Annotated in this window: 14 protein-coding genes; 9 read left to right on the top strand and 5 right to left on the bottom strand. The window is 72.2% G+C overall.

Annotation, left to right across the window (positions count from 1 at the left end; translation table 11 throughout):
* Positions 1-62: 62 nt before the first annotated feature.
* The 4 genes from G3I54_RS31055 (at position 63) to G3I54_RS31040 (ending at position 2,984) form a co-directional block, all read left to right on the top strand.
* Entirely contained in the window at positions 63-557 is a 495-nt protein-coding gene (locus G3I54_RS31055; RefSeq protein WP_164619447.1) for a MarR family transcriptional regulator, read from the top strand.
* Positions 554-1,006 carry a MarR family transcriptional regulator gene (locus tag G3I54_RS31050; protein WP_164619445.1) on the top strand — a complete coding sequence of 151 codons (453 nt, stop codon included), beginning with the start codon at positions 554-556 and terminating at the stop codon, positions 1,004-1,006. The genes G3I54_RS31055 and G3I54_RS31050 overlap by 4 nt, the downstream gene beginning before the upstream one ends.
* Positions 1,007-1,099: 93 nt before the next feature.
* Entirely contained in the window at positions 1,100-1,516 is a 417-nt protein-coding gene (locus tag G3I54_RS31045) for an acyl-CoA thioesterase (RefSeq protein ID WP_164619444.1), read from the top strand.
* Between the two features lie 214 nt (positions 1,517-1,730).
* Positions 1,731-2,984, top strand: coding sequence for an MFS transporter (locus tag G3I54_RS31040; RefSeq protein WP_164619442.1), 1,254 nt, complete (start codon positions 1,731-1,733; stop codon positions 2,982-2,984).
* 90 nt (positions 2,985-3,074) lie between these two features.
* Here G3I54_RS31040 and G3I54_RS31035 read toward each other — a convergent pair whose 3' ends face one another.
* The 5 genes from G3I54_RS31035 to G3I54_RS31015 all read right to left on the bottom strand — a co-directional run bounded on the left by G3I54_RS31035 (position 3,075) and on the right by G3I54_RS31015 (position 7,181).
* The gene (locus G3I54_RS31035) at positions 3,075-3,608 is read right to left on the bottom strand and encodes an EF-hand domain-containing protein (RefSeq protein WP_164619440.1); all 534 of its coding nucleotides are present in this window, start codon (positions 3,606-3,608) and stop codon (positions 3,075-3,077) included.
* 252 nt (positions 3,609-3,860) lie between these two features.
* The gene (locus G3I54_RS31030; protein ID WP_164619438.1) at positions 3,861-5,093 is read right to left on the bottom strand and encodes a cytochrome P450; all 1,233 of its coding nucleotides are present in this window, start codon (positions 5,091-5,093) and stop codon (positions 3,861-3,863) included.
* Between the two features lie 62 nt (positions 5,094-5,155).
* The gene (locus G3I54_RS31025; protein WP_164619436.1) at positions 5,156-6,349 is read right to left on the bottom strand and encodes an FAD-dependent oxidoreductase; all 1,194 of its coding nucleotides are present in this window, start codon (positions 6,347-6,349) and stop codon (positions 5,156-5,158) included.
* On the bottom strand, positions 6,346-6,546 hold the full coding sequence (locus tag G3I54_RS31020; RefSeq protein ID WP_164619434.1) for a ferredoxin: 201 nt from the start codon (positions 6,544-6,546) through the stop codon (positions 6,346-6,348). Before G3I54_RS31020 ends, G3I54_RS31025 begins: the two co-directional genes overlap by 4 nt.
* Entirely contained in the window at positions 6,543-7,181 is a 639-nt protein-coding gene (locus tag G3I54_RS31015; RefSeq protein ID WP_164619558.1) for a helix-turn-helix domain-containing protein, read from the bottom strand. The genes G3I54_RS31020 and G3I54_RS31015 overlap by 4 nt, the downstream gene beginning before the upstream one ends.
* A gap of 303 nt (positions 7,182-7,484) precedes the next feature.
* Here G3I54_RS31015 and G3I54_RS31010 point away from each other — a divergent pair, with 303 nt between their 5' ends.
* The 5 genes from G3I54_RS31010 (at position 7,485) to G3I54_RS30990 (ending at position 12,478) form a co-directional block, all read left to right on the top strand.
* Positions 7,485-8,258 carry an AraC family transcriptional regulator gene (locus G3I54_RS31010; RefSeq protein WP_164619432.1) on the top strand — a complete coding sequence of 258 codons (774 nt, stop codon included), beginning with the start codon at positions 7,485-7,487 and terminating at the stop codon, positions 8,256-8,258.
* Between the two features lie 263 nt (positions 8,259-8,521).
* The gene (locus G3I54_RS31005; RefSeq protein WP_164619430.1) at positions 8,522-9,556 is read left to right on the top strand and encodes an iron-siderophore ABC transporter substrate-binding protein; all 1,035 of its coding nucleotides are present in this window, start codon (positions 8,522-8,524) and stop codon (positions 9,554-9,556) included.
* Entirely contained in the window at positions 9,553-10,593 is a 1,041-nt protein-coding gene (locus G3I54_RS31000) for an iron ABC transporter permease (protein WP_164619428.1), read from the top strand. The genes G3I54_RS31005 and G3I54_RS31000 overlap by 4 nt, the downstream gene beginning before the upstream one ends.
* A complete protein-coding gene (locus tag G3I54_RS30995) occupies positions 10,590-11,642 on the top strand; it encodes an iron chelate uptake ABC transporter family permease subunit (protein ID WP_164619426.1) in 1,053 nt (350 codons plus the stop codon). Before G3I54_RS31000 ends, G3I54_RS30995 begins: the two co-directional genes overlap by 4 nt.
* Positions 11,639-12,478, top strand: a complete 840-nt coding sequence (locus tag G3I54_RS30990; RefSeq protein ID WP_164619424.1) for an ABC transporter ATP-binding protein — start codon at positions 11,639-11,641, stop codon at positions 12,476-12,478. The genes G3I54_RS30995 and G3I54_RS30990 overlap by 4 nt, the downstream gene beginning before the upstream one ends.
* The last annotated feature ends 44 nt before the right edge of the window (positions 12,479-12,522 follow it).

Raw genomic sequence — 12,522 nt, 5'->3', positions numbered from 1 at the left:
GCCTCGGGTGAGGGCCCTGAAAATAGTAGCCATGGCTATGATAGCCATGTACTCTATCCGTCATGAGCAGGAGTTCCCCGAGTCCCACACCCGGATTCCTGGTGTGGCGGCTCGCCAACAAGTGGCGCGTCGCGGTCGATCGGGCGATGACTCCGCTGGGCCTCACCCATGCGCAGTACGCGCTGGTCGCGTCGCTGCACGGCATGCAGCGCGACGGCGAGCGTCCCAGTCAGCGCCGACTCGCCGACCACACGGGCCTGGAGGCGTTGTACGTCTCCAAGCTGGCGCGGGCCCTGGAGTCGGCCGGGCTGATCGACCGCACCCGCGACCCCCGTGATCCGCGCGCCGTGCAACTGGCGCTCACCGAACAGGGCGAGGCCGTCACGCGACAGGCCATCGAGGTGGTCCAGGAACTGCTCCAGCAGTTGCTGGAGCCGCTCGGCGGCCTCGACACCCCGCGGACACGCGCGTTCACCGCCGAACTGACGGCCCTGCTCGACGCACCTCTCGCTCCATCTGTACCGAACGACGAGAGCAACCGGAGGACGACACCATGACCACCGACGCAGCCACCGCACCCGTCGCCAACGCCCGCGACCTCGCCCTGGCCCACTACGCCGCCCGAGGCGTCCTGGAGAAGGTCCTGGCCCGGCACGGCGCCACGTTCCAGCAGCAGGTCGCCCTGCGCGCAGCCGTCACCGCCGACACCCCGCAGACGCCGGGCGAGCTCCTCGCCCAGGTCCAGAACTCCCTCAAGGCGGATCCGGCCGACATCCGCGCCACGCTCGACGAGCTGCGGGCCGAGCGACTGCTCGTCCTCGACGGTGAGCATCTTCGCCCCTCCGACGCGGGTCGCGAGCTCCTCGCCGCCGTCAGCGCGGAGACCGCGCCCATCACCGCCCGCGTCTGGGGCGGGATACCCGCCGAGGACCTGGCCGTCGCCGGCCGAGTCCTCGCCCTGGTCACCGAGCGCGCCAACGCGGAGCTCGCGGCACTGGCCGGGTGACCGGGCGGGATCGGACCGGTCACCGGACGCGACCGGCCACCGGGCCGGACCGGCCACCGGAATGGACCGCTGCCCGCAGGCGTTCGCACGGTCATGACCTTCTCCGTTGACGTGACCGTGCGCGGCTACGAACTCGACACCCAGGGCCACCTGAACCAGGCCGTCTACCTCCAGTACGCGGAGCACGCCCGCTGGGAGTTGCTGCGGGCCGCCGGACTGCCCCAGGAGAAGCTGCTGGCCGACGGGATCGGGCCGGTCCAGCTGGAGGTCACCGTCAAGTACCGGCGCGAGCTGCGCGGCGGCGAGCGGGTCCGGGTCACCTGCCGGTTCGACTACGGCACCGGCAAGACGTTCACCCTGGAGCAGCGGATCGTCAAGGAGGACGGCACGGTCGCCGCGGAGATCACCGGGGTGGCCGGAGTCCTCGACCTGACCGAACGCCGCCTCGTCCCGGACCCGCAGGGCCGCCTGGCCGCACTGGCGGGCAACCCGGACCTGCTGACGGGCTGACGGTCTTCCTGTCTTGCGTTCGGCAGGGGGCCCGAGGGGATCGACACGAAGAAGCGGGTGGACCGGTTCCTGCGCGCCCTGTCCGTGGACTGAACCGACCCGGCCCCCGCCCGGTCAGGGCGACCGCAACGGCCCACACCCACCGCCCGGCCCGACCGCCACCACCGCGTTCTCGCTCCTCGTCCCCGCATGCGAACAGGGCAAGCCGACACTCATGTCCGTACCCGCCAAGCAATCCGTCGCCCGGGCCCCCGGCATCCCGCACCTGCTGCTGACGATGCTGTTCTGCTTCTCCGGATTCGCCCTCCTGCTGCCGGTCTCCCCGGCATGGGCCGTCCACGGAGGAGCCGACGCGTTCGGCGCCGGACTCGTCACCGCCGTCCTGATGGCCGCCACCGTCCTGGCCCAGCTGTGCGTCAGGGCCGCGCTCCGCAAGCTCGGCTGGACCCGCACCCTCGTCCTCGGCGCTCTCCTGCTCGGCCTGCCCTCCCTCCTGCAAGCCCTCAGCGACCATCTGCTGCCCGTCCTGCTGACGACCGCACTGCGAGGAGCGGGCTTCGGCATCGTCACCGTCTGCGGTGCCACGGCGGCGGCCGTACTGGCTCCGCGCGGACGCCAGGGGGCGGTCATCGGCCTCTACGGTCTCGCCGTCGCCCTGCCACAGGTCGTCCTCACCCCGGCCGCTCCCTGGCTGACCGACACCTTCGCCCTGCCCGCGGTCATCGCCTGCGGCGTGCTCCCCGTCCTCGCCCTGCCCTGGGTGCGCGCCCTCGGCCACGCCGTCGAAGCGCGCGCCGACACCCCGGCCACCCAGGACGGCACCGCCCGGCACCCGGCCCGCGCGACCGCGGTGCTCCGGCGCATTCGGCGTCCCCTGGCCGTGCTGCTCCTGGTCACGGCGGCGGGCGGAGCCGTACTCACCTTCGCCCCGCAGTTCACCGCCACTCCCGCGCTCGCCGCCACGGGGCTGCTCGCCCTCACCGGCACCGCCGCGCTGGCCCGCTGGGGCTGCGGAGAACTCGCCGACCGGATCGCCCCGCGGCCCATCACCGGCGCTCTCGCCCTCACCGCGGGCGCGGGGCTGGCGCTGATCGCCTTCGCCGTCGACGCGGACAGCAGCCCCGTCGCCGCCCTGCTGTCCGGACTGCTTCTGCTGGGGGTGGCGTACGGAGGGCTCCAGAGCCTCACCCTTGTCCAGGCGTTCGACTACGCGGGCGCCGAGAACCGGCACATCACCTCGGTCGCCTGGAACATCGGCTACGACGCGGGCACCGGCCTCGGATCCCTCATGCTGGGCGTGGCGGCACAAGTGGCCACGTTCTCCGCCGGCTTCGTCACCCTGTCCGGCCTGATGGCCGCCGCGGGCCTGGCCGTCCTCCTCATCGGCCACCATCCGCCCGCCGGCCCTCCGGAGGACCGCCGTCGGCGCGCGCCCGGAACGGAGCGTCCGCCCCTCGGCGAGAGCTGACACCGACGCGGTGAACGCCCGGGCGAGGCGTTCACCGCGTCGATCGTGCCCGAGGCGTCCGCCCCGTCCGTCCCTCCCGGGTGCCCTCGGTCAGACCGCGGTGCCGACCACCAGGTGGTCGCCGGGGATTCCGGCCTTGCCCGGGGCGTAGTAGTCCTTGATCCCGGCGACCCACGTCTCCACCCGGATCCGGTCCCCGTCGGTCGGCTCGAAGGCGTCGAAGAGCGCGTCGATGTTCTCGGCCTCGAAGCCGATCGCCCGCATCAGCGCCATGAACAGCGGGCGTTCGATCAGCCCGTCGCCGTCCGGGTCGCCCAGCGCGGCCAGCGCCTCGGCGAACACGGCGATGGTGGCGTCGAACCGCTCCGGTGAGAGCACGCACGCCGTGAACTCCTCGAAGCTGATCTCGCCGTCCCCGTTGGCGTCCAGCTCGGTGAGCAGGGTCGTCCAGTACCGCCTGAACGCCGCGCGCATCGCGTCCTTCGCCGCCATGTCCGACGCGTGCGCCTCGCGGACGACGCGGTCGGCCATGAGATCGAAATCGTCCTGCTCCAGGACGCCGTTGGCATTGGCGTCGAACAGGGAGAAGACGAGCGCGACCCGCCTGGTGGCCTCAGTGCCCATGAATCCGTCACCTTTCTCCGCACGTCACGTTCCCTCCGACCGCGGCTCGGTGCCCGGTCGGCCCCCTCACTGTCGGGCCGGGCGACGGCGTACGCGACGAAAGCGGTGGCCTCTTCACCTGAAGGACGTAACCGGCCGGGCGCAAACGTCGGGTTGAGGCAGACGGGAAGGGCCCGGTCACTCCGCGCGCCCCCGGTCCGTACCGCGCAGGCGCCGGCCGGGACGTGCGGGACCGGCCGGCGCTCGGGGCCCTTACCAGGTCACGGGCAGCGCATGGAGGCCGTAGACGACGGCGTCGTACTTGAAGGGCATCCGGTCGCTCCCCTCGGCGGCGCGCAGGGTGGGGATCCGCCGGAACAGCGTGGGATAGATGACCTGGAGCTCCATCCTGGCCAGCGGCTGGCCGACGCAGTGGTGGGTACCGGCGCCGAACGCTTGATGCAGACGGGCGTTGCGGGTGATGTCGAGGCGGTCGGGGTCGGGGAAGACGGCCGGGTCGCGGTTGGCCAGCTCGCCGAGGAGGATCACCCCGTCGCCCGCACTGATGGTGTGGCCGCCGATCTCGATGTCCTCCAGCGCGGTCCTGCGGCGTCCCAGGTGGACGATGGACAGATAGCGCAGCAGCTCCTCCACGGCCGCGGCGACGACGGCCGGGTCGTCGGTGTCCCGGATACGGGCCAGCTGATCGGGGTGGTCGAGCAGGAGCAGGGTGCCGAGGCTGATCATGTTGGCGGTGGTCTCGTGGCCGCCGAGCAGCAGCAGGACGCCCATGGCGGCGGCTCCGGCCCGGGTCAGCTCCCCGGCCCGGATCCGTTCGGCGAGGGCGGACAGCAGATCGTCGCCGGGACTGTCGAGCTTCTCGCCGACGAGCCGGTGGAGGTAGTCGACGAGGGCCCGATGGGCCAGGCCGCGTTCCTCGGCCGTCGCGACGGCCGAGACCAGGGTCTTGCTGTTGGTCTGGAAGAACGCGTGGTCGGCGTAGGGGACGCCGAGCATCTCGGAGATGACGAGGGACGGGATCGGCAGGGCCAGTGCCGTGACCAGGTCGGCGGGGCGGGGGCCGGACAGCAGCCGGTCGATGTGCTCGTCGGCCATCCGCTGCACGACCGGGCGCAGGGCCTCGACCCGTTTGACCGTGAACGCTCCGCTGACCATGCGGCGCAGGCGGGCGTGCTCGGGGTCGTCCATGCCGACGAAGCTGAGATCGGTGCCACCGGCGTGCGCGTGTCGCGGGTCCACCGGACTGGGAAAGCCCGGGTGGGAGAACTCCGCACTGAGCCGGGGGTCCGACAGCAGAGCCTTCTGCTCCGCGTGACCGGTCACCGCCCAGGGCGTGGTCCCGCCCCAGGACCGGACCCGGGTGAGCGGGCCGTGATCCGTCAGCGCGCGCAGTTCGGGGGAGGGATCGAAGGGGCAGCGCGCCGAGCGGGGCTGCGGGAAGTCGGGGATGCCGCTCGGGACGGCGGCGGGTGAGTCGATGGTCATGGAGCTGCCTCCGGTGGGGGGAGTGGGGGAGAGCGAGGCGCGGCGGTGGTCCGGCCGCGCGCTCACGAGGGCGTGGGAGCCGTCGGAGCCGATGCGCGGGTGTAGCGCTCCAGCAGCGTCTGCCGGTGCGGTCGGGTCTGCTTCGGCATGTTCCAGCCGAGCACGCCGACCGGAACGTCGCCCTGCGTGTAGCGGACGACGAACCGCCCCTCGTCGAGGGAGCCTTCGACGACCTCGGCATCGGCGTCGGGTGTCGGCAGTCCGTACACCTGGATCTTCACGTCGTACTGGTCGCTCCAGTAGTACGGGACCGGGGTGAACGGTCGGTCCGCGCCGAGGATGTCCGCCGCGACGGCCAGGGCCTGTTCGCCGGCGTTGGTGCGGTTCTCCAGCCGGAGCGACACCCCCAGCGCCTCGTGGTGCCAGCGAGCCACGTCGCCCACGGCGTAGACACCCTCGGCCGCCCGGCAGCGGGAGTCGCAGACCACTCCGTCCGCGATCCGCAGTCCGCTGCCCGACAGCCAGTCGGTGGCCGGCCGAGACCCGACCGCCGCCACCACGAGATCGGCCCCGACTATTTCTCCGGACGCCAGACGCACCCCGCGCGACGAGCCGGCCTCCGCGACCGTGCCGTCCACCAGGGTGCTGTCGCGCAGCTCGACGCCGTGCCGCTGGTGCAGGGCGGCCAGACGCCGCGCCACGCTGGAGCCGATCTGGTCGGCCATCGGGGCTGGCTGAGGGCCCACCAGGGTCACGGCGGGGCCCATCCCCCGTACGGTGGCGGCGATCTCGCTTCCTAGGACTCCGTTGCCGACGACCACGACCCGGGAGGCCCCGAGCAGTTCACCGCGCAACGCCGTCGCCTCCGCCAGGGTGCGCAGCACCCGTACGCCGCCCACGTCGGGAAGAGCGCGTGGGCGCAGACCGGTCGCCAGCACGACGACGTCCGCGGCGAGTTCCCGCCCGGCCGAGGTACGGACGGTCCGGGTGGCGGCGTCGAGGGAGCGGGCCGCCTCGCCGAGCAGGAAGCCGGCGTCGAGGGCGTCGAGCGCCTCCTGGGCGCGCAGCCGCGCACGCTCGGCCGGCCAGTCCCCGGCCAGCACCTGCTTGGACAGCGGCGGCCGGTCGTACGGTGCGGTGTCCTCGTCGCCGAGGACGGTGATCCGCCCCGCGAACCCCTTGCGCCGCAGCGCCTCCACCGTGCTGAGACCGGCCGCGCCCGCGCCGACGACCAGGACGCTCCCGGGCGGGTTCACCTGGCCTCGTCGAGGTGGATGGCCAGCGCGGGGCACACCTCCGCGGACTCGCGCACGGCGGCATGCCGTTCCTGCGGCGGTTCGGCGTCGAGGAGGACGACGATGCCGTCGTCCTCGCGCTGGTCGAACACCTCCGGAGCGATCAGCACACACTGGCCGGCTCCGCAGCACTTCTCTTCGTCGACCGTGATCCTCATACGGGGTCCTGCTTCCTGGAGTGGGGGGAATTGCCGGGGTGGGGGGAGGTGACCGGAGCGGTGAGCAGGCCGGTGATCGCGTCGCACAACGCGTCGGCCGTGTCCTGCCACGAGGTGGCGGGAGAGGTGACGATCCCGTCGGCCCGCGCGCGCTCCCGTTCCGCGCAGGTGTGGGTGATCAGATGGCGGGCCATCGTGCCGCGCTGGGCGCGGACCTCGGCCGGCAGCGTGTCCAGGCAGCGGCCGAGGCCGTCGAGGGTCCGCCTCAGACAGGGCCGGGTGAGGGCCTCGTCGGTGACCAGTGCGCGCATCATCGGGTCCGTCATGACCTGGACGGCGAACCGCGCCTGCCACGAGGGGGAGCCGAGCGACGACAGGTACTCGGTGACCGGACGGACCAGACAGCCCACCCACGTCGTCACGTCCTGAGCGCCCTCGGCGGCGGCGACGTGCCGGGCCCGGATCAGCTCGACGTGTTCGCCGTGCCGGGTCATCAGGGCGCGGACCAGATCGTTCCTGGTGCCGAAGTGATAACTGACGGCCGTCACATTGCCCTGTCCGGCCGCCTCGGCGATCTGCCGGTTCGACACCGCGGACAGGCCCTGTTCCGCGAAGAGCCGTTCGGCCGCCGCCATGATCGCCTCGCGGGTTCCGGCGGCCCGGTCGGTGCGGGCCGCCGCCCGGCTCACCGGCGTACCCGCCGTGCGGGCGCTCCGGGGCCCTTGCGGGCATCGTGTGCGTCTCTCATGGCTGTCTCCTCGGTCTTCTCGGTACGGCGCCGAAGCCGAAGCCGGTGTCGGCCCCTGTGGGCCCAGCCAAGTGCATCCCTCTATTTAAATCAATCGACTGACTTAAAAGTGACGCATGATCGGCCGTAACGGACGGGTTCACCGGGCGGGGGCGGCCGGTCTCCCGGGCGGCTCTTCTAGGCTGGTCCCGTGACCCAGGAGACCCGGACGCTTCCCGCGCTCGCACCCGGTTCGGTGGAGACGCCGTTCGTCATCAAGGACTACGGCGAGGTCGTCTCCCACGACACGCTCTGGGACGCGCACTCCCACCCCTTCCACGAACTGCTCTGGAACGAGCGCGGCGCCTCCACGGCGGTGGTCGGCGAACGCGTCTGGACGATCACTCCGACACTCGGCCTCTGGATGCCCGCGGGCACGTTGCACACCGGTTCGGCGAGCGCCGGCACCTGGCTGCGCGCCAGCTTCTTCGGCTTCCGTACCACCGCGTCGATCTCCGACACCCCCGTCGCCGTCGAGATCACCCCGCTGCTGCGCCTGCTGCTGGAACGGCTCGGCGAACCCGGACTCGCCGCCGCCTCGCGGGCCGCGACCGAGGCGCTGGTGCTCGACGTGCTCACTCCGTCGCCCCGCGAACTGCTCGTACGCGTCCCGACCTCGGATCTGCTCCGCCCGATCGCCGACGCGGTGCGCGAGGACCCGGCCGACCAGCGGACCCTGACGGAGTGGGCGTCGGCCCTGGGCGTCAGCGCCCGCACGGTCACCCGGGCGTTCACCGCCGAGACGGGCACGAGCTTCGTGCGCTGGGTGGCGGCGGTCCGAGCCCAGCACGCGATCGGCCTGCTGGCCCGCGGGTGGGACGTGGAGAGCGTGGCCGAACAGGTCGGCTACCGCTCGGCGAGCGCGTTCGGCGTCGCCTTCCGGCGTACGACCGGACTCACCCCGGGGACGTTCCGGTCGGAGTGACTCCTGAACGCCGGGCCATGGGCGGATCAGCTGCCGTGGTCGACCCGCCCCGAGGGGCGGGGGTAGGGGTTCCGCATGTCCCGATCGCTACAGCGCATGTCTCAAACGCTTGATTGCGACAGTCAGGGCGACTCTCATAAAGTGCCAAGGCAAGCCTTACCTAAGCCCTTGACGCACGCATCGCGCTACGTTCCACGACGGCAGCCCACGCCCGGACGCGCGAGAAGCGGCACCCCGACATCCGGAAAGCCGGGTACACACCCATGTCTTCACACCGCCTCCGCCTGCTCATCGTGGCCGCCGCCCTCGTCGGCGTCTCCGCCTGCGGCGGGACCACCGACGCCGGGAACAAGGACGACGAGAGCCGTTCCGGCGGCGCGTTCCCCCTGACCGTCGAGCACGCCCTGGGCAAGACCACCATCCCGGCCAAGCCGAAGCGCGTCGCCACCGTCAACTGGGCCAACCACGAAGTGCCGCTCGCGCTCGGCGTCGTGCCCGTCGGCATGTCCGCGGCCAACTTCGGCGACGACAACGACGACGGCGTGCTGCCCTGGGTCGAGGAGAAGCTCGACGAGCTGAAGGCCGATACGCCGGTCCTCTTCGACGAGACCGACGGCATCGACTTCGAGGCCGTGGCGGACACGAAGCCGGACGTCATCCTGGCCGCGTACTCGGGTCTGACGAAGAAGGACTACGAGACCCTCAGCGAGATCGCCCCCGTGGTCGCCTACCCGGACGCCCCCTGGGCGACCCCGTGGCGCGAGATCATCCGGACGAACAGCAAGGCGATCGGACTGGCCGACGAGGGTGAGAAGCTGATCGAGAAGCTCGACGGGGACATAGCCAAGACCGCCGCCAAGTACCCGCAGCTCAAGGGCAAGTCGGCGATGTTCATGACGCACGTCGACCCCAACGACGTCAGCCAGGTCGGCTTCTACACCGCCCATGACACCCGCACCCAGTTCTTCCAGGACCTCGGGATGAAGATCCCCGGGTCCATCGCGAAGGCCTCCGAGGGCACGAAGAAGTTCGCTCTGACCAAGAGCGCCGAACAGATCGACGCGTTCGACGACGTCGACATCATCACCGGCTACGGCGACGACACCGGCGAACTGCTGAAGACGGTCACCGAGGACCCGCTGCTCTCGAAGATCCCGGCCGTCGAGCGCGGTTCCGTCTACCTCCTGCCCGGCACCAGCCCGCTGGCCACCGCCGCGAACCCGACGCCCCTGTCGATCGGTTACGTGCTGGACGACTACGCCGCCGCCCTCGCCAAGGCCGCGGACAAGGTCAAGTGACCACGCTCGACACCCGTACCCCGCCGGACGCCGTCACCGGGCGCCCGGCGGGCGTGCGCCTGCTGTGGGTCCTGCTCTCCGTGCTCGCCCTGGCCGCCGTCATGGTCGCGTCCGTCGCCTTCGGCTCCCGCGACGTGCCCTGGTCCGACGTCGTCGCGGCGCTCGGCGGCTCCGACGACACCCTGGGACAGGCGGCCGCGACCAAGCGCGTTCCCCGTACCGTCCTCGCCGTCGTCATCGGCGCGGCCCTCGGCCTCGCGGGCGGCGTGATGCAGGGCGTGACCCGAAACCCGCTGGCCGACCCCGGCATCCTCGGCGTCAACATGGGGGCCTCCCTCGCCGTCGTCACGGCGGTCGCGTTCTTCGGGCTCACCTCGCCGACCGGATACATCTGGGTCGCCATCGTCGGCGCGGCCCTGTCGGCCCTCTTCGTCTACACCGTCGGGACCCTCGGCAGGGGAGGGGCGACACCGCTCAAGCTGGCCCTCGCCGGGGCCGCCACCTCCGCCGCCTTCGCCTCGCTCGTCAGCGCGGTCATCCTGCCGCGCAACGACATCGCCGGAAGCTTCAAGCTCTGGCAGATCGGCGGCGTCGGCGGCGCGTCCTTCGAACGCATCGGCCAGGTCGCGCCGTTCCTCGCCGTCGGCTTCGCGGTCTGCCTGCTGTCGGCCCGCGCCCTCAACTCCCTGGCGCTGGGAGACGAGTTGGCCGCAGGACTCGGTGAACGTGTCGCCGTGGCACGGGCCGTGGCCGCCCTCGGCGCCGTACTGCTCTGCGGGGCCGCCACCGCCGTCGCCGGTCCGATCGGCTTCGTCGGCCTCGTCGTCCCGCACACCTGCCGGCTGCTCGTCGGCGTGGACCACCGCTGGCTCCTGCCGCTCTCCGCGGTGCTCGGCGCGGTCCTGCTCACCGCCGCCGACGTCGTCGGCCGGATCGTGGCGCGCCCCTCGGAGATCGACGTCGGCATCGTGACCGCCCTGGTCGGGGCCCCGTTCTTCATCTACATCGTCCGCCGACAGAAGGTACGTGCCCTGTGAGCGCCCCTGTCCTCACCCGGCCGGCGTCCGTCGAGGCCGCCACCCGCCGTCGCGTCCGCGCCGCCTCGCGCCGCCGCCTCGTCGCCCTGGTGCTGGTGGTCCTCGTCGTCGCCGCGTTCGCCGTGACCCTGATGGCGGGCCGCACGTTCTACCCGCCCGGCGACGTGTTCCGGGTGATCCTCGGCGAGCAGGTGCCGGGCGCGTCGTTCACGGTGGGCCGGCTGCGGCTGCCCCGCGCCGTCCTCGCCCTGGTCACCGGATTCAGTTTCGGGCTCGCGGGCGTCACCTTCCAGACGATGCTCCGCAACCCCCTCGCCAGCCCCGACATCATCGGCATCAGCTCCGGGGCGAGCGCCGCCGCGGCCATCGCCATCGTCACGCTGTCCCTCGGCGAGGTCCAGGTCTCCGTCCTCGCCATCGCCGCCGGCCTCGGCGTCGCCCTGCTGGTGTACTCGCTGGCGTTCAAGGGCGGCGTCGTCGGCACCCGGCTCATCCTGATCGGCATCGGGATCTCCGCGATGCTCGACAGCATCACCTCCTACGTCCTGTCCCGGGCCGCCGAATGGGATCTCCAGGAGGCGATGCGCTGGCTGACCGGCAGCCTCAACGGAGCCACCTGGGACCAGGTGCTGCCCGCGCTCGCCGCGGCGGCCGTCCTCACCCCGCTGCTGCTGGGCCAGGCCCGTAACCTCTCCGCGCTGCAACTCGGCGACGACACCGCCTCCGCCCTCGGCGTACGGGTCGAGCGCACCCGGATCACCGTGATCGTCGCCGCCGTCGGGCTGATCGCCTTCGCCACCGCGGCGGCCGGACCCATCGCGTTCGTGGCGTTCCTCTCCGGCCCCATCGCGGCCCGGATCGTCGGAGCGGGCGGCTCGCTGCTGGTGCCCGCCGGACTCGTCGGCTCGCTGCTGGTCCTCGTCGCCGACTTCTGCGGCCAGTTCGCCTTCGGCGAGCGCTATCCGGTCGGCGTCGTCACCGGCGTCCTCGGAGCCACCTACCTCGTCTACCTGATCATCCGCACCAACCGGGCGGGAGGCTCGCTATGACCACGCACCACCGACTGACCGCCGAAGGACTCACCCTCGGCTACGGCGAACGCACCGTCGTCGACTCCCTCGACCTGGCCGTACCGCCCGGCCGGATCACCGTGATCGTCGGCGCCAACGCCTGCGGCAAGTCGACGCTGCTGCGCTCCATGTCCCGGCTGCTCGCGCCCCGGGCCGGCCGCGTCGTCCTGGACGGCAAGGAGGTGCACCGGCTGCCCGCCAAGGAGCTGGCCCGCACCCTCGGCCTGCTGCCGCAGTCGCCCGTCGCGCCGGAGGGCATCACCGTCTCCGACCTCGTCGGCCGCGGCCGCCACCCGCACCAGTCCATCTTCTCCCGCTGGAACGAGAAGGACGACGCCGCCGTGGCCGCGGCTCTGGAGGCCACGCACACCGAACCGCTCGCCGAGCGCGCGGTGGACGAGCTCTCCGGCGGCCAGCGCCAGCGCGTGTGGATCGCCATGGCGCTGGCCCAGCAGACCGATCTGCTGCTGCTCGACGAGCCGACCACCTTCCTCGACGCCAGTCACCAGATCGAGGTCCTCGACCTGCTGACCGACCTCAACCGGTCACGCGGCACCACCATCGTGATGGTCCTGCACGACCTCAACCTCGCCGCCCGGTACGCCGATCACCTGATCGCCCTGGCCGACGGCGGACTGCACGCGTCCGGCACCCCCGCCGAGGTGCTGACGGAGGACACCGTACGGGCCGTGTTCGACCTCGACAGCCGCATCATCGAGGACCCCGTCTCGGGCCGGCCCCTGATGCTCCCGATCGGCCGTCACCACGTCCTGGACCGGGCCGAAGCACTGCCCGTCGCGAAGTCGACCGGCTGAGCGCCGGGGCGTGCGCCCCCCTGATCGGCTGACTGAGGTGTGCC

This window comes from Streptomyces sp. SID14515, from assembly GCF_010548505.1.
Lineage (GTDB): Bacteria > Actinomycetota > Actinomycetes > Streptomycetales > Streptomycetaceae > Streptomyces > Streptomyces caviscabies.
This window is presented reverse-complemented; position numbering and strand designations above follow the sequence as displayed.